Annotated in this window: 21 protein-coding genes and 1 other RNA gene; 5 read left to right on the top strand and 17 right to left on the bottom strand. The window is 48.1% G+C overall.

Annotation, left to right across the window (positions count from 1 at the left end):
• Positions 1 to 30: 30 nt before the first annotated feature.
• Entirely contained in the window at positions 31 to 987 is a 957-nt protein-coding gene (locus FD09_RS03565) for an NAD(P)-dependent oxidoreductase (RefSeq protein WP_057818402.1), read from the top strand.
• A 56-nt stretch (positions 988 to 1043) separates the two neighbouring features.
• Here the strand turns inward: FD09_RS03565 and FD09_RS03570 are convergent, their stop codons facing one another.
• From FD09_RS03570 to FD09_RS03580, 3 genes are read right to left on the bottom strand one after another with little or no spacing between them, the layout of a single operon-like run.
• Positions 1044 to 2552, bottom strand: a complete 1509-nt coding sequence (locus tag FD09_RS03570) for a sensor histidine kinase (RefSeq protein WP_057818404.1) — start codon at positions 2550 to 2552, stop codon at positions 1044 to 1046.
• Positions 2549 to 3286, bottom strand: coding sequence for a response regulator transcription factor (locus tag FD09_RS03575; protein WP_057818491.1), 738 nt, complete (start codon positions 3284 to 3286; stop codon positions 2549 to 2551). Before FD09_RS03575 ends, FD09_RS03570 begins: the two co-directional genes overlap by 4 nt.
• Positions 3287 to 3298: 12 nt before the next feature.
• Positions 3299 to 3709: a hypothetical protein gene (locus FD09_RS03580; RefSeq protein ID WP_057818406.1), complete on the bottom strand. Its 411-nt coding sequence runs from the start codon at positions 3707 to 3709 to the stop codon at positions 3299 to 3301.
• A 144-nt stretch (positions 3710 to 3853) separates the two neighbouring features.
• Here FD09_RS03580 and FD09_RS03585 point away from each other — a divergent pair, with 144 nt between their 5' ends.
• The 4 genes from FD09_RS03585 to FD09_RS03595 all read left to right on the top strand — a co-directional run bounded on the left by FD09_RS03585 (position 3854) and on the right by FD09_RS03595 (position 6184).
• A complete protein-coding gene (locus FD09_RS03585) occupies positions 3854 to 4633 on the top strand; it encodes a Cof-type HAD-IIB family hydrolase (RefSeq protein ID WP_057818408.1) in 780 nt (259 codons plus the stop codon).
• Positions 4634 to 4642: 9 nt separating this feature from the next.
• A complete protein-coding gene (locus tag FD09_RS03590) occupies positions 4643 to 5293 on the top strand; it encodes a glycerol-3-phosphate acyltransferase (RefSeq protein WP_057818410.1) in 651 nt (216 codons plus the stop codon).
• Between the two features lie 78 nt (positions 5294 to 5371).
• Positions 5372 to 5746, top strand: a transfer-messenger RNA (tmRNA) gene (gene ssrA / locus FD09_RS15850).
• A gap of 156 nt (positions 5747 to 5902) precedes the next feature.
• Positions 5903 to 6184, top strand: coding sequence for a hypothetical protein (locus tag FD09_RS03595; RefSeq protein WP_057818412.1), 282 nt, complete (start codon positions 5903 to 5905; stop codon positions 6182 to 6184).
• Between the two features lie 50 nt (positions 6185 to 6234).
• On the opposite strand, the gene FD09_RS03600 is transcribed toward FD09_RS03595, so the two are convergent.
• The 14 genes from FD09_RS03600 to FD09_RS03665 form a co-directional block, all read right to left on the bottom strand.
• Positions 6235 to 6897, bottom strand: a complete 663-nt coding sequence (locus tag FD09_RS03600) for a hypothetical protein (protein WP_057818414.1) — start codon at positions 6895 to 6897, stop codon at positions 6235 to 6237.
• A 126-nt stretch (positions 6898 to 7023) separates the two neighbouring features.
• A complete protein-coding gene (locus FD09_RS03605) occupies positions 7024 to 7884 on the bottom strand; it encodes an alpha/beta hydrolase (RefSeq protein WP_268873278.1) in 861 nt (286 codons plus the stop codon).
• Positions 7885 to 8081: 197 nt separating this feature from the next.
• Positions 8082 to 8438, bottom strand: coding sequence for a 50S ribosomal protein L20 (gene rplT / locus FD09_RS03610; protein WP_057818419.1), 357 nt, complete (start codon positions 8436 to 8438; stop codon positions 8082 to 8084).
• A gap of 45 nt (positions 8439 to 8483) precedes the next feature.
• Positions 8484 to 8684, bottom strand: coding sequence for a 50S ribosomal protein L35 (gene rpmI, locus FD09_RS03615; protein ID WP_057818421.1), 201 nt, complete (start codon positions 8682 to 8684; stop codon positions 8484 to 8486).
• Between the two features lie 40 nt (positions 8685 to 8724).
• The gene (gene infC, locus FD09_RS03620) at positions 8725 to 9255 is read right to left on the bottom strand and encodes a translation initiation factor IF-3 (RefSeq protein ID WP_057818424.1); all 531 of its coding nucleotides are present in this window, start codon (positions 9253 to 9255) and stop codon (positions 8725 to 8727) included.
• A 176-nt stretch (positions 9256 to 9431) separates the two neighbouring features.
• On the bottom strand, positions 9432 to 11423 hold the full coding sequence (gene thrS, locus FD09_RS03625) for a threonine--tRNA ligase (RefSeq protein WP_057818426.1): 1992 nt from the start codon (positions 11421 to 11423) through the stop codon (positions 9432 to 9434).
• Between the two features lie 287 nt (positions 11424 to 11710).
• Entirely contained in the window at positions 11711 to 12643 is a 933-nt protein-coding gene (dnaI, locus tag FD09_RS03630) for a primosomal protein DnaI (protein ID WP_057818428.1), read from the bottom strand.
• On the bottom strand, positions 12643 to 14019 hold the full coding sequence (locus FD09_RS03635) for a replication initiation and membrane attachment family protein (protein WP_057818430.1): 1377 nt from the start codon (positions 14017 to 14019) through the stop codon (positions 12643 to 12645). Before FD09_RS03635 ends, dnaI begins: the two co-directional genes overlap by 1 nt.
• On the bottom strand, positions 14016 to 14528 hold the full coding sequence (gene nrdR, locus FD09_RS03640; protein WP_057818432.1) for a transcriptional regulator NrdR: 513 nt from the start codon (positions 14526 to 14528) through the stop codon (positions 14016 to 14018). Before nrdR ends, FD09_RS03635 begins: the two co-directional genes overlap by 4 nt.
• Before the next feature lie 2 nt (positions 14529 to 14530).
• Complete coding sequence (gene coaE / locus FD09_RS03645; RefSeq protein WP_057818435.1) at positions 14531 to 15148, bottom strand: dephospho-CoA kinase; 618 nt, start codon at positions 15146 to 15148, stop codon at positions 14531 to 14533.
• Positions 15145 to 15990, bottom strand: coding sequence for a bifunctional DNA-formamidopyrimidine glycosylase/DNA-(apurinic or apyrimidinic site) lyase (gene mutM / locus FD09_RS03650; RefSeq protein WP_057818436.1), 846 nt, complete (start codon positions 15988 to 15990; stop codon positions 15145 to 15147). Before mutM ends, coaE begins: the two co-directional genes overlap by 4 nt.
• Positions 15991 to 16019: 29 nt before the next feature.
• Positions 16020 to 18677 (bottom strand): DNA polymerase I, encoded by a 2658-nt coding sequence (gene polA, locus FD09_RS03655; RefSeq protein ID WP_057818493.1) that lies wholly within the window; start codon positions 18675 to 18677, stop codon positions 16020 to 16022.
• A gap of 133 nt (positions 18678 to 18810) precedes the next feature.
• On the bottom strand, positions 18811 to 20121 hold the full coding sequence (murC, locus tag FD09_RS03660; RefSeq protein ID WP_083487489.1) for a UDP-N-acetylmuramate--L-alanine ligase: 1311 nt from the start codon (positions 20119 to 20121) through the stop codon (positions 18811 to 18813).
• A 5-nt stretch (positions 20122 to 20126) separates the two neighbouring features.
• Positions 20127 to 22334 (bottom strand): DNA translocase FtsK, encoded by a 2208-nt coding sequence (locus FD09_RS03665; RefSeq protein WP_057818441.1) that lies wholly within the window; start codon positions 22332 to 22334, stop codon positions 20127 to 20129.
• Between the last annotated feature and the right edge of the window lie 132 nt (positions 22335 to 22466).

The following is a 22466-nucleotide window of genomic DNA, read 5'->3' on the forward strand; positions in this document are numbered from 1 at the left end:
CTAAGTTAATCAGATTGGAGATTTGTTGTGATGCATGAAATATTTATTGCCGCACCCGTACCTCAACTCATGACGGACCAGTTAGCAAAATTGCCCGTGCATGTCACCATTCATCAAAGTGCCGACCCTATTACCCTCGCTGAACTCAAAGATGGCGTTAAAAATGCTGAAATTCTGGTGGTTCCCTTATCGACTCCGGTGACAACTGATGTGTTAGCCGCCGCACCGCATTTACGCTTAATTGCAAACTATGGGGCAGGTGTGGATAACATTGCACTGGACGACGCCCATGCCCGCAATATTCAGGTCGTGAATACTCCCGGCGTGTCCGCCAACGCAGTGGCCGAGTTAACCATCGCGTTAATCTTAGCCTGGAGTCGCCGCTTGCCCGAGGGCGACTCCCTCATGCGCCACGAAGGGTTCAAAGCCTGGGAACCATTATTCTTCTTAGGCCACGAGATCCAAGGCAAGTCGCTGGGAATTGTTGGTTTGGGCGCGATTGGCCGATCAGTTGCGGCCAAGGCAACTGCGTTGGGAATGTCCGTCCAATACTGGCAGCGTCATGCCCTCACCTCAGATGAAGAGAAGACATTGGGTGTGCATTATGCCACCCTTGACCAATTACTCGCGACAAGTCAATTCGTCAGTCTGCATGTACCGCTGGTTGCCGGTACGCACCATTTAATTGATGCTCCAAAATTGGCTAAAATGCGTCATGACGCGGTTTTGATTAATGTTGCTCGTGGACCCGTCATTGACGAAGCAGCCCTGCTCAAGGCACTGCAAGCCGGAGAAATCGCTGGTGCTGCCCTGGATGTATACGAGCACGAGCCTCAGGTGAGCGCGGGTCTTAAAAAAATGGAAAACGTCATACTGACACCACACATCGGTAATGCGACCGTTGAAGCCCGGGAAGCCATGGCAGCATTGATCACTGCCAATATTACTGCCTACCTGCAGGGAGAGCCGCTAAAGTTTACGGTCTAACTTAAAAAAACTGGCCGCCGCAGAAATTATCACGGTGACCAGTTTTTTGATGCTGTTTACTTTTCCAATTTTGGTTTTTCTTCCTTGGGTTCCGTGCTATCCGGGAATGTAATTTTGAACGTGGTGCCCTCATGCAATTGACTGTGCACTTTGATATCGCCGCCGTGTTGTTTGACCAGCGAATGCACAATTGAAAGCCCCAGTCCAGATTCCCCGTACTTCGTGTTTTTACGAGACGGATCAGCCTTGTAATACCGATCCCAGATATTGCGTACTTGATCTGGCGTCATCCCAATCCCCGTATCTGAAATCGTAAAGGCCGCCTCATGGAAGCCCCGCTCAGCCTTAATGGTAATTTGACCATTTTGGGTAAATTGAATGGCGTTTTGGATCACGTTGAAAATTATTTGCACGAACCGGTCGTAATCAGCGTACACTTGTACCGGCGCAGTTCCTTCCAATATCAACTTATCTTTGGCCTCCGCAGCCTTTTGCGTCAATTGTGTCACAATATTGTGCAAAGGCTCCATGGCATCAAACTCCCGCTCAGATAGTCGAATCTGACCGGTGCGGATTTTTTCGTAATCCAGGTTTTCATTAACTAATCGGATGAGTCGCTTGGTTTCACCACGCATCAATTCGATGCTCTTACCCTTAGACTCTTCAGGAATAGCATCGTAGGCTAAACCTTCCAACAGACCATTGATCGTAGTCAATGGCGTCCGCATTTCGTGTGCCGCATTCGCCATGAATTCTTTGCGGCGTTCTTCCTGCCGCTCGATTTCATTTTGCGAATCCTGCAGTGACTTGGCCATGATATTAAAATCACTCGCCAAATCGTCAATTTCATCTCGATGCTTACTGGGCAAATCAATATCAAAGTTCCCATCTGCGACTTCATGGGCCGCATGACGTACCTGATTGACTCGAGAAACCTGATACCGTGCCAGTAAATAAGCCAAGATTAAAGCCAGTACCAACGAAATAATCAGGGCCACAAACATATTGGACTCGATCTGGTTAATATTCGAGTTAATGTCTGCAATGCGCGCGCTGACCACCACGGCAGCAATCATCTTGTTCTCATAGAACCAGGGAACGACAACATATGCTTCTGGCTGGGCCCCTGTTGGCATTTGATCCATTCGCAACAGTTTACCCGTGGAAGACACATCCCGAATATATTCGCTCTTCTTCAGAGTCTGCCAATATGCTTTAGTCAAATGCAGCGGTACTGGTCGCATGGCATTCTCATTCGGGGCAGGATAAACACGCAGATTACCATTGGTCTGATTGGTCGCGGCGGAATAAATCGCAAAATTGACCTTTTGATTTTTAAACACCGTCTCAATGTTGCGAATGGTTTCAGCATTGATCTGATAATGACCATCACTGGACGTTCTGGCCACCAACCGCTCAGCATTTTGCCCATAACCTGTCAGTTGATCATACGTGCTGCTATACACGTAATTACTGTAATAATTAAGAACCGTACCGCCCACGATGAAGATCACGGTCAGGATCACCGCGAAGAAGCTGATCATCAACTGGTAGATAAGTTTCATTCGTCCTCACTTTGCCCATCCGAAAGGTCGCTATCATCGTACTTATAGCCGACCCCCCAAACCGTCTGGATGACTTGTGGACCCACCTTTTCAATTTTTTGGCGCAACTTTTTAATGTGGGCGTCGACGGTTCGTTCATCCCCAAAATATTCATAATCCCAGACTAATTCCAATAATTGTTCCCGAGAAAATACCTGTTTAGGCTTTTGTGCCAATGTCTTCAACAAATCAAATTCCTTCGGTGTTAAATTCTCGATTTGCTTGCCATCCAAAAAAGCTTCCCGCGTTTTAGTCGACAACTGCAAATGGCCAGTGGTCACATCGTAGGCATCATCAGCGCTCTCGCTATGTTCTTCTCCTTCACCCATTTCCACCCGTCGATGCAGTGCCTTGATGCGGGCAATCAACGTGATGGGACTGAAAGGCTTGGTGACATAATCATCGGCCCCCATTTCCAATCCCAAGACCTGATCACTATCCGAGTCCCGCGCGGTTAACATAATGATCGGCACGGTTTGGGAAACTTCACGAATTTCTTTAGCGACTTGCATACCGTCTTTACCAGGCAAATTCAAATCCAGTGTGATAATATCCCAACCAGTGGGATCTTCATTGAATTTATCCACTGCCTCGTTGCCATCATACGCAAAAACAACGTCCCAACCTTCTTTTTGGAAAAACATCGACATCATTTCCGAAACAGATTTATTATCCTCAATCATTAAAAGCTTCATGTCCATACCCCTTTACTTCAGTCGATCGCGTAACCCGATTGTTCGATGACGCCGTTTGTGGGCGAGATTGTTGTCTGGGTCCACATAGTCTCGAGGCAATTCGTCCCGGTCGATTAAGTATTTCTTCAATTTTGTTTCAACATAGGCAAAGATGCCCACGGTGAGTAACACGCTTAAGAATAACCATATGATAAAAAAGTTGTCCCAATGTAACCAATGTATGAATAAACCAAGAAGGAGGGTTCCTCCGCCAATGATCAAATGGGCATTTCGCGCTTGTTGCTGCGCATATTTAAACGCAGCTTCGTTGGTACTGGCCAAATACGACTTGTAAGCCACAATTTCATCGGCTCTTTTGGCGGGCCAAAAAACATACTTCACTCCAATTGCCAAAATAATTCCGCCGACCCATACAAAAATCATGGTCGCACCTGCTTTCCTTTCCTCACCACTCAGTTAGAGCAGCAAGCTTACACGCTTTATTTTAACCGATTTACAAGGGAATGCCAAAAATGCTACCATTACGCTGAACGCTTTATAATTTGAAAACTTTTTAGGAGGAATACTATGACTCAATATTCAGGCGTCGTATTCTTCGACCTTGATGGAACGCTGCTCAACGGCCATTCCGTGGTCGATGACAGTACCGCCAACGCAGTCCATGAGCTCAAAGACAATGGCTATCTACCCATTATTGCTACCGGCCGCTCACCCTTAGAAATTAAAGATGCCCGCCGGGCCACTGGTATCAATACATTCATTACCTTAAACGGCGGTTACATTGAATACGAGGGCAAGGCCATCTATCGCGGCGTGATTCCCCATGACATCGTGGATCAGACAGTGGCCATTGGTGACGCCCTGGGTGAAGCTGTCAGTTTTTATACTGCCGACGCCATCCGCACGACTCGGGATACAACTGCCATGCGAACTGCCTATACGGATATTAAGACCACAATTCCTGCCGTTGATCCTGACTATTATCAAGGTCGCGACATTCTCATGCTATTGATCTTAACTGAAAAAAATGACGGTCGTTATGAATTTCCACTGAAAGACGAGCTGGATTTTTATCGCAATGGTCCCCACTCCATTGATACTGTGCTAAAAACCGTGTCAAAACGCAAAGGTATCGAACGTTTACTGGCATTGTTGAAACTGACAGACATTCCTACTTATGCATTCGGCGACGGTCCTAACGATCTGCCCATGTTGGAATACGTTGATCATCCTGTGGCAATGGGTAATGGGATTACTGCAGCCAAGGACCGGGCAGAATTTATCACCAGCACCAATACCGCGGATGGCATCCGTAATGGGTTGCGTCACTTTAATTTAATCAAATAGGAGATAACTATGATTCTTCCCCGTATTGGCAGTATGCTGCTGGGCTATGTGTTGGGTAATTTTCTCACAGCATTTGCGGTGACTTACCTATTTGCTCATACCTCTCCCCGTAAGATTGGCTCCGGCAACCCCGGCATGGCCAATGTGATGGCGCAGCTCGGCTTCGGTCCCGGCGTGCTGGTATTAATTGGTGACTTAGGTAAAACGATTCTGGCGGTGGTCCTCGCCCAGTATTGGTTTGGGTCCAATATTGGCTCCCTTGCTACTCTTTATGCGGCGGTGGGAGCTACCTTGGGTCACAACTTTCCCGTCTGGCAAAATTTCCGCGGCGGCAAGGGTGTTGCAGTGACCGTCGCTTTGGTTGTCCTCTACAATCCCTTTTGGGGATTCATGGCCCTGATCGGTGCCTTGGTAGTACTTCTGGCCACTCAATACCTTAGTCTAGCAGGGATTGCGATATTGGCTGTCTACCTGATTATCAGTTTGTTTGTTTTTACGCCAGAAGTTTCTATTGTTCTGGCAGTATTGATGCTGGTTATGAGTGTGCGGTTTTGGCGGGATATTGAGAATATTCTTCAGGGGAAACAGGAGAAGAAGAATATTCCCAGGAAGATTGTTTCGCTGTTGAAGAAAAAGGCGGCTAAACCTGTCAAAAAGTAGACGTATTGCCGTCAACCACATGTGGTGAAGTTGACAATCCGGGTGTTTCTTGCTAAGCTTATCATGCATTACGAATCTGGGGGTGTTACGGATTCGACATGCGTAGGTGAGTGTGAGTTGCATTCCGCAGGAGACGTCTGCGTCATCACCGTCACAGTTAATATAACTGCAAAAGATCAAAATTCTTACGCTTTAGCTGCCTAATCACAGCTTACTAGCGTGATCCTTCATCGCCGTGACCCGGGCGGTGGTCAAGGGTCTCAAAAAATCACCGGGTTACGATTCAGCGCTACACCTGGGTGCTGAATAAGAGACTTACAGGCATGTCTGTGCGTGCCAGCCTTGATTAGCGGCGTTTCGTGCAGACGAGATTAATAAGTTGTTAATCTATGAATGTAGAGATTTGCATGGCAATGCGTATGGACACGGGTTCAACTCCCGTCACCTCCATAATCACCGAGCTCCTTGGAATTTCCAAGGAGTTTTTATTTTGCAATACACACCAATTACATACCCTTTAGAATAAATTCTTGACTCGGTACGTTTTGTTCAATATAATGAAACCACTTTCGAAGTATCGATTGAATCACCCTTTAAGGAGGAGTTTCGATGTTTAGTGCCCTAATTGTGGGTCATATTCTATTTGGTTTAGCGTCCTTTGCTGGTTCTCTGTTGTTGGTGGCTGGTTTCAAAACGTCATTCCACTTACTCACTAAGATTCAGCAAGCAGGTATTCTGTTCACCGTGGGTGGACTGTTTGCAACATTAGCGTTTGCCATGGGGGCCCACGGTAACTGGTTCGCCACTGTTGTTTTTATCATCCTTGGTACGAGCATGGCCGGATTTTTAGCATGGCCGCGCCAACAGTCAGCACCGACCAAATTAAAGTAACCAAAAAGTCCACACCCGACAAAAATTGGATGTGGACTTTTTGGAATGGTCTAGTCGTTATTTGCAGTGATAGTACGATCTTCGTAAACTAAACCGCCTATCCCATTCTCGGCGTTCTGATCTGACAAATAAATTGCCGTACGCAAGTTAGGGGTGTCAACGCGAATTAGCGTCCCGACATTGGGATTATGTGTGGTCCATGTATAATGGCTGGCATCACCAACAGTTTTGCGGGGAAATACGGCAGGATTTTTATTCAATACGATAATTGGTTTATGCGCAAAGGAGCGAGCCATTCCCTGCGCTTGAGGAGAAACGGGTTGACTGTCGATACTGTTATCTGTCAGCTGTCTCACTTGCTCTGGAGTCCCACCCGTTAAGCGGCCCTGTTGGAAGTAAAGGTCCCCCTCAACGTATCCCCAAGTATTCTCCGAGTACGAATGCGGTCGACCCACCAAGGCCTTGATCTCGCCTTTTGTCATCCCCAGTTTTACTTGATCCAAATGCTGGGCATGATGCGCAATGGCATATTCGGCCTGCGATGACGTTTTTTCGGATGCGGACGATGATATGGTGTGCTTTTTGCGACTGGCTGATTGTGCAGTTGAGACTGAGCGAGTGCCGGACTTTTCCGCCGTATTACTACTGGTTTGGCAAGCGGATAGAAGGCCGATCATCAGTAGAGTGACAGAGATCGTGATGAATTTCTTCACGATAATTCCTCCTCTGCAATATGCAAATTTGGCATGATCGTTTGTGATCGCCATCACTATCATTATCGCAAAGAATGTGAGTTAAGCCAAGGAGAAAAATAGGCTCTACCGCAATTCACGACGCCATTACGAAGTCGTATGTGCCACAAATACTGGCCACAGAAATTTCACAACATTCTGCGTGACTTCCCAATTATGTTCATGTAAGGCAGAGTGCTGCGCGTTGGGCCCTACCACTTTAACCTGCTTGAATACCGTAATCCGATTTTTCACCAAATAAGCGATACTGGTGGCTGAAGGAATAGTCACCACCCCATCTGCTTCTGAGCCATCACCTAGATCCCCATAAATATTGAGCATCCGCAGCGTCTTGGGTACGCCAGAAGCATATTGCGCCAAACGAGCATACTCGGGATGGATCAAAACCGGACGGCCGTTTTGATCTAATCGATTTTGATGCGGCTCATCCGTCCAAGTGGTCCCATCGTTTGGATGAATAAAGGAGTTGAGCGGTGCACGGCCAATAATGCCATCAAACGGGCCGGCTATCGTCACCAAATTAGCCACTCGCGGCAAGCCACTGGCCTGGCCAAAACGAAACGTATACAGCGTCGACGCATATGCTCCCATAGAATGGCCCACCAGATTAACGCGGCGAAAACCGAAGTGTTCATAACAATAATTCATCAACTGATGCAGCCACTGGGCATACTGCACTTCCCCGGCTCGATTGTTTACAAAGATGATCCGCAATAGATTACGCGAGTTGGCGCGGGGTTTTGGCCCAATAAACTCAAACTGACCCTGGGGCGATACTTTCACCGTTGTGACAGTATCGGTAACCCCCAAGGAAACAATATCATCAGTAATCAGTTGAGTGGAATATCCAGTTGAATGCCATCCAGGTACAAAGATCGTTGGAAAGTTCATGGTACTCTTCTCCTGTGTCGTCAACACAACTGGACGGTGGCGTGCTTGCCCGGCCATGGTAGTTCCCACAACGACGGCCACAACACCACACAGTATCGCCAAAACTGCTATACGGAATGCACATTGAACACGGCGCTGCAAGTGCAACACGACGCCCCCCTTCTAATTGACTTAACCGGTCCGTATCTCCCTCTTTACAAAAATACCCGGGCAGTTTATCACCCACCCGGGTATTTGACAATCCTAATATATAATTAAGCAATTGCCTTTTTTGCGGTATCCACCAAAGAAGTGAAACCGGCGGGATCAGCAACCGCTAAATCAGCCAGCATCTTCCGGTTGATTGTCACGTTTGCGACCTTTAAACCATGCATTAATTGGCTGTAGCTCATATCATTTTGGCGAGCAGCCGCGTTAATCCGCGCAATCCAAAGCTTGCGGAAATCACGCTTAACCTGCCGACGATCGCGGAATGCATACCGATAAGAGTTCATTACTTGGGCATTGGCTGACTTGAACAATAAGTGCTTCGCGCCAACGTAACCCTTTGCCAGTTTTAATACCTTTTTGCGCCGTTTACGCGCAACAGTTCCACCTTTAACACGTGCCATTACGAGTTCCTCCTTATTCTTTCACGTACAAAAACAGTTGTGCGATTACTTCATTTGCGAAAGCATCGGTTTGATCCGCTTCATATCACTCGCAGATACTAAAGCTGATTTCCGTAATTGCCGCCGCTGCTTGACTGTCTTGCCGTGGAACCGGTGGGACGTGTAAGCATGGTGACGCTTCAAAGCACCTGAAGCAGTCCGCTTGAAGCGTTTTGCTGATGCGCGATGTGTTTTAAACTTTGGCATTTGAAAAATCCTCCTAATTTCCTACAGAATTTGAGCGGTCTTAGTTGTTGTCCTTTTCGACTTTGGGAGCCAACATCAAGAACATGAAACGACCGTCCATCTTGGGCCGAGTTTCGACCGTAGCAATGTCAGCGGTTTGCTTAGCAAGCTCGTCCAACACTTTTTGGCCGATATCTTTATGGGTGATTGCCCGGCCGCGGAACCGAACAGAAGCCTTGACCTTGGCACCTTTGCTCAAGAATTTGCGGGCGTTGTTAAGCTTCGTATTGAAATCATTGGTCTCAATCGTCGGGCTCAAGCGCACCTCTTTGATGTTGATGGTCTTTTGCTTCTTCCGTGCTTCTCGGTCCTTCTTCTGCAGTTCGAAGCGATACTTTCCGTAGTCCATAATTCGGGCAACAGGTGGTTTCGCTCCAGGGGCAACGAGGACGACGTCCAAATTGGCTTGTTCGGCCAATTGCAATGCGTCCTGTTTGGATTTAACACCCAATTGTTCGCCGTCCTGATTGATCAGACGGACTTCACGGGCACGAATGCCATCGTTTACCATCAAATCTCTTGCTATGGTAATTCACCTCTCCTATTCTTTATCCTTCTAAACTAAGAAAACACAAACGGACGGATGCACAATGCACCCGTCCGGAAATAAGAGTCTACCGATTATACGAGCCCAGAGGTTTATAACTTGGGCGAGAGACGGGTGTCTCTACTTGCATTTTCTCAACTCTTAATAGTATACAGAGACGATTAGTTCTTGTCAAGCGCAGATAAAACCTTGGAGTTCTTAGCACTGCCAGTTCGCGAATAATTCTTGATGTCGGCCACAATTGCGTCGATGAACATTTCCAAATCCTGAGATTCAGTCTTGTCCTCACCATAACGTCGTACTGAAACGCTGGAATCCTTCTTTTCCTCGTCACCCACAACTAAGGTATAAGGAATCTTTTGAGTCTGTGATTCGCGAATCTTGTAACCCATCTTTTCATTGCGATCATCCACTTCGACCCGCACGCCCTCTTTGAGTAAGCGTTTCTTGATCTCTAATGCATAATCCATGTGCAAGTCCGTATTGACGGGGATGATTTCACATTGAATCGGAGACAGCCAAGTTGGGAAGGCACCTTTGTAGATTTCAGTCAGATAAGCGATAAACCGTTCCATGGTGGAAATGACACCCCGGTGAATCATAACCGGCCGGTGTTCCTCACCATCGTCACCCACATAAGTCAGATGGAACTTCTCAGGCATCATGAAGTCCAATTGAATGGTAGACAACGTTTCATCATTACCAAGCGCCGTCTTGGTCTGGACATCCAGCTTAGGGCCATAGAATGCGGCTTCCCCCTCGGCTTCGTAATAATCCAAGCCAAGATCGTCCATGGCGCCCTTCAACATTGCTTGAGACTTATTCCACATCGCATCATCATCAAAATACTTGGCAGTATTCTTGGGATCGCGATAGCTCAAACGGAAGCTGTAATCGTTAATATCGAAATCAGCGTATACATCCATCATCAATGTCAAGATCTTCTTAAACTCGTCTTGAATTTGATCTGGGGCGACGAAAGTATGACCATCATTCAAAGTCATTTCGCGAACCCGTTGCAAACCAGATAACGCCCCAGACTTTTCGTACCGGTGCATCATCCCCAGTTCAGCAATCCGGATCGGTAATTCCCGGTAGCTGCGGATATGATGCTTATAAATCTGAATATGAGACGGGCAATTCATTGGCCGCAGTTCCAGCATTTCGCCATCGCCCATGTCCATTGGCGGGAACATGTCGTCTTTGTAGTGATCCCAGTGACCGGATTGCTTGTAGAGATCCAGATTGGCCAAGATTGGTGTATAAACATGTTCATACCCGTTGGCAATTTCCTTGTCGATGATATACCGTTCAATTGTCCGGCGAATGGTAGCCCCTTTGGGCATCCAGTAAGCTAAACCAGCACCGACAGACGGATCCACAAAGAACAAATCCAATTCCCGGCCGATCGTCCGGTGATCCCGTTCCTTGATATCTGCCCGACGCTTCGCATCCGCCTCTAACTCATCGGCGCCGAAGAAGGCAGTCCCATAAATCCGTTGCAACATCGGATTAGAAGACTTGCCTTGCCAATAAGCACCTGCCACGCTAAGTAAAGAGAAGTGCTTCAATAACTTGGTATCCGGTAAAATGGGACCATAACCAAAGTCGATGAAATCACCTAACTTGTGCACAGGAATTTGCACACCTGCTTGAGCCTTGACCAAAGCAGCCTTGTATGGATCATCTTCAAAGTGTTTGGCCAGTTCTTCTTTATCCATCAAGACCCGTTCGATCTTGTCGTCGTCTTTGACTGCGGCCTTCATTTCTTTCTCTAAAGCTGGCAGGTCAGTGACTGCAATTTGATTTTCACCATTGGCAGGATTATCCGTGTCGTAGAAGAAACCATCTTCCTGAGCCTTGCCCTCACCTAAATTGTAGCTGGGAAAACTTTTGTGGACCGCAGCTGCCAACAAAAAAGCCCCTGTGTTGCGTAATACGGCTAAGCCCAAAGCATCTTTCTTGGTGACGATCGTAATCTTAGCGTCCTGTTTGATGGGCGCCAACAAATCAACAGGATTACCATTCACTGTGGCCGCCACTGCCGCTTTGGCCAGACTGTTGCTAATGCCCTTGGCCACATCCAGGGCTGTTGTCCCAGACTCAACCTGCTGTTTGGCACCATCGGGAAATGTTAACGTTACTGAAGCCATAAAAATTCCTCCTTAAATTAAAAAATCCCAGCAATCAAAAGATTACTGGGACGCTTATGCGCGGTTCCACCCGTATTGAATGTGTCACCACATTCCACTTGAACAGTCGATAACGGGACTAGCCGATTGCATAGAATCAAGAGAACGGTGCTCACTTCCGTTAAGCAGCTTTCAGCATGGGCTGCTCTCTCTGAAATGGAAATGAATTTTATCTCTCATGCACTTTCAAATTGACTTAATTATATACACCTTGTTTTCAAAAAAACAAGGGTCTCTTCAAAAGTTTTTCAGTTTGTTCGGCCGACAATTTGCTGCCGCCGGTCGGGTCCTTCAATATTGACTTCCTTGGCCAAAAATTTAATCCGCGCCATAATCCGATTAGCTTTCAAGGAATCGTCTTGACCATTACGTCCCGCTGCCATGAATTCCTGCAGATTTTTCATGCTGAGGTTGGAACTAAAGAAAGTGGCCAACCGTTCCTGCATCCGGTACTGCAAAATCACGCCCAGGACATCATCCCGAAACCACGGGCTGAGGGTTTCACCACCAATATCGTCAAATACCAAAATAGGGACATCTTGAATCCGGTGAATCCGTTTGAGTACGCTATTGTCACTGATGGCGTCCCGCATTTCGACAGAAAAGGTGGGAACATGCAAAATTACAGTACGGATATGTCGATCCGCCAGTGCATTAGCAATACCACCCAGCAGATATGTCTTCCCCACCCCGTAATTCCCCGTCAAATAAAGTCCTTGGGAAAACTGACCGGGTTGATAATCAGCGACAAAACTCAAGGCTTCCGACAAAGCCTGTTCTCTTCCGGCGGGATCATAATCACGCAAATTGGCATCCTTAAAATCCTTGGGCATATTGGCCGCATCCACCAGCGCATCTTTGGCTGCCGCCGCATCCGCCGCCATCTTCTCCGGTTGCGGTTCATAGGTAATATCAATCAAGTGGTTGTTCACAATTAAGCGAGGATAATAACCCGGGGCAAAAGTCTCCTGGTTATTCGCAATTTTTTCCTTCTCGTTAACGAACTCATATAACTTTGCTGACCCTTTGCTGACGGCATCCGTGGCCAGTTTACTCTGATTGGCCTGCAAGAATGCCCGGACATCGGGATCATTCTCTACCTTATGCAAGATTGAAGCATAGCTGGCTCGCAGTCGTTTCTGATCCAAGTATGCAGCCAACTCCTTACCAATTTCTTTCATTACGACCGGCCTCCCTTCTGTTTGTCTTGCTGATCATTTTGAAATTTAGCCAGTTGTTCGGCCAGTCGCTTCTTTGTGGCCGCATCCGCCTCTTTGGCCGCTGGCGCCTGATAGTTCGGATCTGCCCACGCCGGCTGCTTGGTCTTGTGGGGTACGGTCCGGGGCCGATAACGGGATGTTTGCGGCTTATTCTCCCAATCATGGATGCGCTGCACCGCTTGTTGGGCAGTGGCGATATTTTCACTTAACCATTGATTACGCAATGCGTCCATTTTGGCCGTTTTTAAAATATTATCGTTGGTGCTCAATACGTAGTGCACAAGCACATTGATCACCGGCACCGACAATACCCGCTGGGCCAAATCTTGAGCTTGGATAAATTTACGTAAATTGGTGTAATCGAATTGACCAGGGGTGGTTTCCATCCGGGCATGGTGCCAGCGCAGGAAAGTCGCCGGATCCAACCGTTGGGCTTGCTTGATCAGTTCTTGATCACCGATTGGACTGATTTTTTGGCTGGTTGGCTGATCCACTGGAATCGGTGCACGATCGAACCGTTGTTGGGCCATACTCTGCAAGCGCTTAGGCTCAATGGCATTAGTCAAGCGATTCATGGATTGTTCGATCAGCTCCGCCATCGGCACCTCATCGATGTTATAAAACTGATGCAAGGTGAAGATCAAGTCCATGTTTTTCTCAACTTGGGCCCGATTGATTTGGAAATCAGCCAACGACTGAATCAGCCAGTCCCAATCAAAAGTCCGCAACTGTCGTTGAGTATAGCGGGGTGCGGTACTGGCCTGGGCAGTCGGTCGAGGTGCACTGCTCGCCCCACTGGCAAGCGTTCGATCCACTTCTGCGGCAAAAACAGTCGTAAAGTCTTGACTGACGTTAGTGTAGCCCGTGGCATCAAAGTGCTGTTTTTTGAAATGGTGTTGAATTTGGACGAATCGACTACTGCCCACTTGATCGCGGAGAAAAACAGACAGCAAAGGTTCCGCGAAGAATGCCTCAGGATTCAATGGCGCATGCAATTCGTAGACAAAATACGTCCCGATCTGATCTGTCTTGCGATAGGACTGTAAAAGACCCAATGCCTCCAGTTTGCTACGGGCATTAAAAAATGTGCTGAGATCCTCTCCAAGCATCGTAATCAGCCAATTATGGGGCTGACGGTCAGAAAGAATCAGTGCCTTTTGCCCATCCTTGATCAAGCTTTCAAATAAATGGTACAGCGAAAAACCCACCGCCCCAGTGAGGGGTTGATACAAATACGTCAACAACTCCTCAGAGTATGCGCTGAGATAATCCGCCGAGGTGACTAAGAAGCCATCCTGGGGGGACAAGTTGCCGACATTGGCAATCTGACCATTCATTTCTTTGATCCCTTCTCCGGTTGCGCCGGGGGCTCTCCGTCATGGGCCTGCTGATTTCCCCGATGCATCATTTCCTGTAACTCTTGCATGAAAACATTCATATCCTTAAATTGCCGGTACACGCTGGCAAACCGAATATAAGCCACGTCGTCAATGCTGGACAAACGGCTCATGACGGCTTCGCCGATCTCTTTAGACGCAATTTCATTCTCTCCGGTTTCCCGTAATTGGCGTTCCACGTCATCGACCAAACCCGTCATTTGTTCCATGGTCACCGGGCGCTTTTCGGCGGCTCGAATCACCCCTTTGAGAATCTTTTCGCGACTAAACTCCTCACGGGTACCGTTCTTTTTGATAACCAAGAGTGGTGTCTGTTCCACCCGTTCAAACGTCGTGAAGCGGTAACCGCAATTTTCACATTCCCGACGCCGCCGAATGGCCCGGTTGCCGTCGGCTGGCCGGGAATCAATCACCCGTGAACTATTGTGATGACAACGGGGACAAAGCATGTTCATTCCTCATTTCTTGATGGCAATCCTAACTGTTTCAAAATCGCGTCCACCTGTGGATACAAGTCCGTGATTGCGCCACGATTATCGGTCCAAAAATCTGCCCGTGCGCGTTTTTCTTCGATAGGCAACTGCGCGGCAATTCGGTCATCCGCCGCCTGGGGAGTTAACCCGTCCCGTTCGATCAAGCGTTGCCGCTCCAGCGCCGGTGGCACATAGGCAAGCAGCACGCCATCCACCATCGGCAGATAGTGCTGGCTTTCATACAGTAATGGTATGTCGAGCACAATGAGCGGCGCATTATTTTGTTGATAATGATTCAGGGCAGCTTGGATTCCCTTGCGGATTAAATCACCGTTCAAGCGATCCAACCGATGACGTTGGGTCGAATCCTGGAACACAATATGGCCCAGCGCACGCCGATTAAGACTGCCATCTGGATTAATCACTGAATCACCATACGCTGCTTTGATCCGTGCAAGTCCTTCTGTACCGGGGGCGACGATGGCGTGGGCAATGGCATCGGCATCCACCACTGGATAACCCTTTTCCTTAAAGATATGGGCAACAGTGCTTTTCCCTGTCGCAATACTACCTGTCAACCCGAGAATATAGCTCATTTCGACACCGACCTATGGGGCAGTCGTTGACAATGCGGACAAAAATGAGTGCCGCGGCCAGCGACGCGAATTTTGGCAATTATTGTACCACACCGTTCGCATGGTTGTCCTTCCCGATCATACACGTGTAATTTGTTTTGAAAATCACCCGTATGGCCATTGGCGCCGGTAAAAGAACGGACAGTCGTGCCATGGGCCGTAATCGCTAAGCGCAATTCTGCAATAATGGCATCGTGCAACCGGCGCAATTTGATGGCACTGATTTCGTCAGCGGGGATCAGGGGGTGAATCCGGGCCAGCCATAATACTTCATCGGCATAAATGTTGCCTAACCCAGCCACCACCGCTTGGTTGAGCAAAACTCCCTTGATGGCAGCATGCCGTTTGGCCAACGCCTGGCGCAGATATGCAACAGTGAACTCAGGCGCAAATGGTTCCGGTCCCAGCGCTGCTAAACCGGACAGCTGGTTCTCCGCGCCAGTGGCCACTAACGTCATCCGGCCAAATTTACGCATGTCCCGATATCGCAACTGACTGCCATCCGTGAAGGTAAACACAACATGGGTGAAACGCTCTAAGGGTGCGTTGGCCGGCCCATAGGTGTATTTTCCCTCCATCCGTAAATGGGAAACCATACTGAGGCCCCGATCAAACCGGAAGATCAAATATTTGCCCCGGCGATCAATCGCTTGGATTGTGTGGCCAATGATGGTGTTTTGAAAACCGTCTAAATCACCGCCAACGATTTTTGGCCAGTTACTGTCCACAGCGGCCACCTTTTTACCCACCACAGTCGCTGCCAATCCCCGGCGCACAGTTTCTACTTCCGGTAACTCTGGCATTCCAAATATCCCTCTTCCTTACCGTATTATTACTTCACATCATACCAGGTATTGCCATAACTGCTATCCACTTTGAGTGGTACTGCCAGTTTTACTGCAGAATCCATAATGGATGGCACTAACTTTTCCAAAATAGGGATTTCTTCAGCGGGTGCTTCAAAGATCAACTCATCATGAACCTGCAACAACATGGTGGCCTGCAGTTTCCTTTCCCTCAAAACCTTAGCCATATTGATCATTGCCACTTTGATAATATCCGCAGCACTGCCTTGGATAGGGGTATTCATTGCGGTGCGTTCTGCAAACAGCCGCAGGTTGCGATTCTTTGCGTTGATATCCGGTAAATACCGGCGGCGATGCATGATTGTCTCCACATACCCCTTCTCCCGGGCGGTCTGAACGATCTGTTCGGTCCACTCCTTTACCTTGGGGTACTGTTCAAAATAAGCGTCGATAAAAGCCTTCGCCTGTATTCTGGAAATACCAATGTTTTGTGAGAGACCGTAATCCGAAATGCCGTAAACAATCCCAAAGTTAGTGGCCTTCGCTTGACGCCGCATATTATCGGTCACTTGACTGGGATCAGATAAATGGAAAATCTTCATAGCCGTATTCGCATGGATATCCCGGTTCTCCCGGAATGCTTCCCGCATATTTTCATCCCCGGAAACATGTGCCAAGACACGCAATTCAACCTGGGAATAATCGGAGTCAAAAATTTGCCAGCCGGGATAACTGGGAACAAACGCCTTACGAATCTGTTTACCCTCGTCTTGATGCATGGGAATATTTTGCAAATTCGGATCCTGGGATGACAGACGACCTGTTTGAGTCAATGTTTGCACGTACCGGGTGTGAATCTTGCCATCGGGATGAATTTGCCCCAGCAATCCTTCGACATAGGTGGACTGAATCTTCGCCAACTGCCGGTATGACAGAATCATCTGAATAATGGGTGATTCGTCCTGGAGTTTCTCCAAAACAGACACAGAGGTGGAATAGCCCGTCTTGGTCTTCTTGATTGGAGTCAACTTCATTTCGTCGAACAGAACGACACCCAACTGTTTGGGCGAGTTGATATTGAATTCATGGCCCGCTTCAGTGTAGATTCGATTCTCCAGATCCTGTAGACGTTCCTTCAAGGAGGCGCCCATCTTCTTCAATGTGTCAGGTTCCACTTTTACGCCAGCAATTTCCATATCGGCCAATACGATGGCCAAAGGCAGCTCAATATCGGTATATAGCGGCATTTGTTCGTGATCCTTCAAATCTTGAATCAATTGCGGTTGCAACTGATAAATGGCCGCCAATTTATGCGCGATATGTTGGATAAAAAGTGCCGAGTCGGTGGGAACTTGCCGTTTTGCACCGGTGCCATACACCGTCGCGTCTGGTTCGACCCCTTGGTAACCATGCATTTTAGCCACGGCACCCAAATCGTTGCTGTTGTCCACAGTGTTCAGCAAATAAGAAACCAGCAGCATATCAAAATCAATACCTTTAATCGTGGCCCCAAAACGGTGGGCAGCCACATAGTTTCGTTTGGCATCAAAAACATACTTAATCCGCTGATTGTCGGCCAGCCACGCCTGTAAAGCTGGGTTTTGTAAAATCGTGTGGTCAGTAGTGACGTACCACTGTGCGGGTGTGCCCAGTCCCACTGCAATCACTGGTTCCGTATGATAATTATCACCCAGCATCTCGATCATGAAAGCTTGCGGATCTGTGTTCTTCAGGGCCAGGTCTAAATTCTCCGCGGATAAACTGATCACGGGCAATTCCTTCTTGACGGCGACTTCTTCCTCTTGAGGAGCCAAATCTTTAAGAAATGAGTTGAAATCTAATTCCTGATAAAGTGCCGTGAGGGCTTCCACATCTGGTCCAGCATAGTCAGTGTCGGCCAATTTCACCGTGATCGGTGCACTTGTCCGGATGGTCGCCAAATCTTTACTGAGGAAAGCCATGTCTTTGTCATTGATCAAGTTTTCCTTCAGCTTGGACTTCTTCATCTCATCCACATGGGCGTAGAGATCTTCCACTGAACCATATTCTTGAACGAGCTTCAAAGCAGTTTTTTCACCCACTTTAGTCACACCGGGATAGTTATCTGAGTTATCTCCCATAAGGGCTTTCACATCAATCAACTGTTTTGGCGCGATCCCGAGTTTTTCTTGGAAGTGTGCGGGGGTATAGGCCTCCAGCTGGGTAACGCCTTTAACTGTCACCTGCACCGTCACTCGATCACTGGCTAGCTGTGTCAGATCTCGATCGCCAGAAAGGACCGTGACGTCCATACCGGCTGCAGCGCCCTCCTTGGCCATGGTACCGATAATATCATCCGCTTCATAATCTTTCAGTTCATACCATTTGATTCCGTATGCATCCAACAATTTATGCAGAAAAGGCAATTGCTCAGCCAATTCACCTGGCATCTTTGCTCTGGTGCCCTTATAGTCGTCGAATTTCTTCGTGCGGAACGTGGTCTTCCCTGCATCGAAGGCCACTAAAACGTTCGTTGGTTCCGTCTGCTTCAAGATGTTGTCCAGCATCGTTTTGAACGCATAAATGGCATTGGTATGCAGCCCATCATGGTTAATAAATGATTCTAACGCACTGTGCATCGCAAAAAACGCGCGAAAAGCCACACTGTTACCATCCACGAGCAGTAATTTCTTGGTTGTCGGCACCGTCAAAACTCCCTTCGCGAGAAAGTATCGCATCAAAGACCCACGCCTTTTACTTCCCCGATCTCTTCCTTACATTGTAACAAAAGAATAGCCGCGGCGGCATGCGCCCAACGGCTATTCTGACAATCATGATTTATTTTTCCGCTTGCAGTGTATCGGTAAAGACTTTTTCATATTTTTGAATGTCGCCAGCACCCATAAAGACTAAGACATTACCCTTTTCCTTCAATAGCGGAGTCGTGTCACCATTCTCTAACACAGTGGCGCCCTGGGGAATCTTAGCTGCTAAATCCGCGCTGGAGACATTGCCGTGGGATTCCCGGACAGAACCAAAGATTGGGAAAATATAAACCGCATCGGCTTGGCTCAAGCTCTTTACGAAGCCGGGCATCAACGCTTTAGTTCGAGTGTACGTATGCGGCTGGAAAACTGCGACAATTTTGCGATCCGGGAACTTTTGCCGGGCTGCATCCAATGTCGCCCGAATTTCATTGGGATGGTGAGCATAGTCATCAATAACCTTGGTCGTCCCATAGTCAGTCTCAGCAAAGCGGCGTTTAACTCCCTTAAAGGAAACCAACTCTTGCGCCACTTTAGCAGAATCCATCTTTTCCAAATGGGCCACACCGACCACGGCTAAACTGTTCAGAATACTGTGTTCGCCAAAGAGCGAAACAGCATAATGACCAATCGGCTGCTTGTGGAATAACACATCAAAGCTGGAGCCCTTAGTCGTCCGTTGCACATTGACTGCCTGGAAATCATCGGTGTCCTTCAAACCATAGAAATAAATGGGAACATCGGTATGCAGTTCGTGGACATGGGGATCGTCACCCCAGGCGAAGATAGCCTTCTTGGTCTGGTCCGCTTCCTGTTGGAAAGCCGAAACCACATCGTTGATGTCCTTGTAATAATCGGGATGGTCATAATCGATATTGGTAATGACCGTGTAATCGGGGTGATAGGAGACAAAGTGCCGTTCATATTCATCGGCTTCGTACACGAAGAAACGGGCGCCGGGCACGCCTTTACCAGTACCGTCACCAATCAAGTAACTGGTTTTAGCAACACCGGACAATGTGTGGGACAAAAGACCGGTCGTGCTAGTTTTCCCGTGGGTACCGCTGATGCCGATACTGGTGTATGGCTTCATAAATTCACCAAGAAACTCATTGTATCGATACATCTTCAAACCCATTTTCTTGGCCTGTTGAATTTCTGGATTGTCATCCCGGAAGGCATTCCCGCGAATGATGATGAAGTCCTTCTTTAGGTTAGCCGGATCAAACGGATAGATCGGAATATGAGCAGCTTCCAGGGGCTTTTGGGTGAACGTATACTGGGCAATGTCTGATCCAGAAACATCCTCCCCTAAGTCATGTAAAATCAACGCCAGGGCACTCATCCCGGACCCCTTAATACCGATGAAATAATACTTCGTCATGCATGTCATTCCTTTTCTTCTGAATCAGATTGTGGTGCGGCGCCATTATCTTTGGTGCCTTGATAAAACACTTTGCGCGGCTTTGATCCCCGGGGACCAGAGACGTAATTTTGGGCTTCCAAATGGTCAATCAAATTGGCGGCCCGATTGTACCCAATGGAAAACAACCGCTGTAACTTGCTTGTGGAAATTGTATCTTCATGTTGGACGTAATCCAGCACTTGCTCCCACAGTGGATCTTCTTCTTCAGTGACTGTGGCCGCTTTTTTTAGATCCCGGTTGGTAAAAACATAGTCCGCTCCAGCCTGGGCAGTGATCGCTGCAGTCACCCGATCAATTTCGGCACTAGTGACATAGGCTCCTTGAATCCGGAGCGGATGATTGGAGCCGTTGGCACGGTAAAGCATGTCGCCCTTACCTAGTAATCGTTCGGCTCCTTGACTGTCGAGAATTGTCCGGGAATCCACTTGACTGGAAACCATGAAGGCAATTCGGGTGGGAATATTATTTTTGATCACACCGGTCAACACATCCACGCTTGGCCGCTGGGTCGCAATGAGCAAATGAATGCCCGCTGCCCGCGCCTTTTGAGTCAGGCGGGCAATACTGTCCTGCACCGCGTTGGCGGTCGTCATCATTAAGTCCGCTAATTCATCGATCACAACAACGATGTAAGGCATTTGCATTTCGGGTTCATGCTGGGCTTTGGCCCGTTGATTGAATTCCTCAATGTTGCGGACACCAGCGGCCACTAATTGAGTATACCGCTGCTCCATGCGTTCGACGACCCAATCTAAGGCCGCCACCGCTTCTTCTGGATCTGAAATTACTGGTGCCAGCAAATGCGGCAGATTATTATATGGGGCTAGTTCCACCGCCTTCGGATCAATTAGCAGCAATTGCAACTGATCCGGAGAAGCTTTCAGTAACAAGGATAGCAAAATACCATTAATGAAAACAGACTTTCCTGAACCTGTGGAACCGGCAATTAACCCATGGGGCATTTTTCGCAAATCACCCACGACTGGCCGACCAAACAAATCAATTCCCAATGCGATCGTCAATGGCGATAACGATTGAGCAAAGGCGGTGGAGCCGACAATTTCTTTGAGCGCAACGGACCGGGGATGCGCATTGGGGATTTCAATGCCCACAGTCCGTTTGCCGGGAATGGGTGCCTCAATCCGGATCTCTGCCGCCGCCAAAGCCAATTTCAAATCATCCTGCAGCGCTGTCACTTTACTGACTTTAACACCCGGTGCCAATTGGATCTCAAATTGGGTCACAGTCGGGCCGACAGTATGATGGACGACCTGCCCCTTCACGTGAAAGGCTTGCAGTGTGGTATTCAACTGCCCTGTTTGATCAGTCACCCACTCTTCCTGACTAGCCATATCTGTTTTAGCCACAGGCTGAAGTAAATCACTGCCCGGTAATTGATACTGATCATAATTGGTTGTGCGAATTGGTGCATTGGCAGACGCTGGTTTGTCATTCTCCAAATCTGGTGAGGTGACGTCTTGTTTTGCATGCAGCTTGTCAGAATCAACAGCTGGTGACGCTGACGCCGCGACAGTTTGGCCCAGTGCCCTTTGTAAAATACTATCGGGCATGTGAAAAGCCGCGACCGACTCATCATCGACATTGGTATCTTCCGGTAGATCAAATGAATCCGGCTCCGATGTTTCCGCATCGTGCGAATCATCAGATTCCGCTTGTTCATGATCAGGTTCTACCGCATTCGCTGGCTCGCTTTCATCCACCAATGCATCTGCTGGGGGTTGTGCTTCATCTACTGGCGTGATTGAGACTGATTGATCCACCTCGTGGGGAATAGTGTCAATTGGTGCTTCAGTGTGGTCACCTGATGTCTCTGTCACATCCGTATCATCAGATTCAACTGGTGTCACTTCATCTTGTTTATCTTCTTCTTGACTGCCAATTAAATAAAAGGCAGCTGCAGACTTATGGAAAGCGGCCACCATATTCGGATCGGCCTGGTGATCGGAATACACAAATGGATGCAGCCGGTTAATCGGCGTATAATCCTCCGGCGCAGCGGCAGCACGAGTTGGTTCCGTTGAGGTTGATGAATGTGTCGCATCAGCCACTGGAACAGGTCGATTAGCCACAGATTTCGGCTGCGGCTGAGATACTTTTTCATGATTCTGCTGGGGGTGTCGATAAAACGCCGGCCCGTCATAATGTGCCATGCATGCTCTCTCCAAACGATGCAGTTGGGAAAACCTGGCCAACTGTTACTCTCTTTACTCTCTGTTGATTGTAGCAGATTCCCAGACAACAAAAAACAACACCAACCAAAATGAAACGATCATTGGCTGGTG

Source organism: Schleiferilactobacillus perolens DSM 12744 (assembly GCF_001435585.1).
In the GTDB taxonomy this organism is placed as follows: domain Bacteria; phylum Bacillota; class Bacilli; order Lactobacillales; family Lactobacillaceae; genus Schleiferilactobacillus; species Schleiferilactobacillus perolens.

Excerpts from the sequence above, each read along its gene's own strand:
- FD09_RS03565 (WP_057818402.1), top strand. The coding sequence starts at position 31 with ATGCATGAAATATTTATTGCCGCACCCGTACCTCAACTCATGACGGAC.
- FD09_RS03570 (WP_057818404.1), bottom strand. The coding sequence starts at position 2,552 with ATGAAACTTATCTACCAGTTGATGATCAGCTTCTTCGCGGTGATCCTG.
- FD09_RS03575 (WP_057818491.1), bottom strand. The coding sequence starts at position 3,286 with ATGAAGCTTTTAATGATTGAGGATAATAAATCTGTTTCGGAAATGATG.
- FD09_RS03580 (WP_057818406.1), bottom strand. The coding sequence starts at position 3,709 with ATGATTTTTGTATGGGTCGGCGGAATTATTTTGGCAATTGGAGTGAAG.
- FD09_RS03585 (WP_057818408.1), top strand. The coding sequence starts at position 3,854 with ATGACTCAATATTCAGGCGTCGTATTCTTCGACCTTGATGGAACGCTG.
- FD09_RS03590 (WP_057818410.1), top strand. The coding sequence starts at position 4,643 with ATGATTCTTCCCCGTATTGGCAGTATGCTGCTGGGCTATGTGTTGGGT.
- FD09_RS03595 (WP_057818412.1), top strand. The coding sequence starts at position 5,903 with ATGTTTAGTGCCCTAATTGTGGGTCATATTCTATTTGGTTTAGCGTCC.
- FD09_RS03605 (WP_268873278.1), bottom strand. The coding sequence starts at position 7,884 with ATGGCCGGGCAAGCACGCCACCGTCCAGTTGTGTTGACGACACAGGAG.
- rplT (WP_057818419.1), bottom strand. The coding sequence starts at position 8,438 with ATGGCACGTGTTAAAGGTGGAACTGTTGCGCGTAAACGGCGCAAAAAG.
- rpmI (WP_057818421.1), bottom strand. The coding sequence starts at position 8,684 with ATGCCAAAGTTTAAAACACATCGCGCATCAGCAAAACGCTTCAAGCGG.
- thrS (WP_057818426.1), bottom strand. The coding sequence starts at position 11,423 with ATGGCTTCAGTAACGTTAACATTTCCCGATGGTGCCAAACAGCAGGTT.
- dnaI (WP_057818428.1), bottom strand. The coding sequence starts at position 12,643 with ATGAAAGAAATTGGTAAGGAGTTGGCTGCATACTTGGATCAGAAACGA.
- FD09_RS03635 (WP_057818430.1), bottom strand. The coding sequence starts at position 14,019 with ATGAATGGTCAGATTGCCAATGTCGGCAACTTGTCCCCCCAGGATGGC.
- nrdR (WP_057818432.1), bottom strand. The coding sequence starts at position 14,528 with ATGCTTTGTCCCCGTTGTCATCACAATAGTTCACGGGTGATTGATTCC.
- coaE (WP_057818435.1), bottom strand. The coding sequence starts at position 15,148 with ATGAGCTATATTCTCGGGTTGACAGGTAGTATTGCGACAGGGAAAAGC.
- mutM (WP_057818436.1), bottom strand. The coding sequence starts at position 15,990 with ATGCCAGAGTTACCGGAAGTAGAAACTGTGCGCCGGGGATTGGCAGCG.
- murC (WP_083487489.1), bottom strand. The coding sequence starts at position 20,121 with ATGACGAAGTATTATTTCATCGGTATTAAGGGGTCCGGGATGAGTGCC.
- FD09_RS03665 (WP_057818441.1), bottom strand. The coding sequence starts at position 22,334 with ATGGCACATTATGACGGGCCGGCGTTTTATCGACACCCCCAGCAGAAT.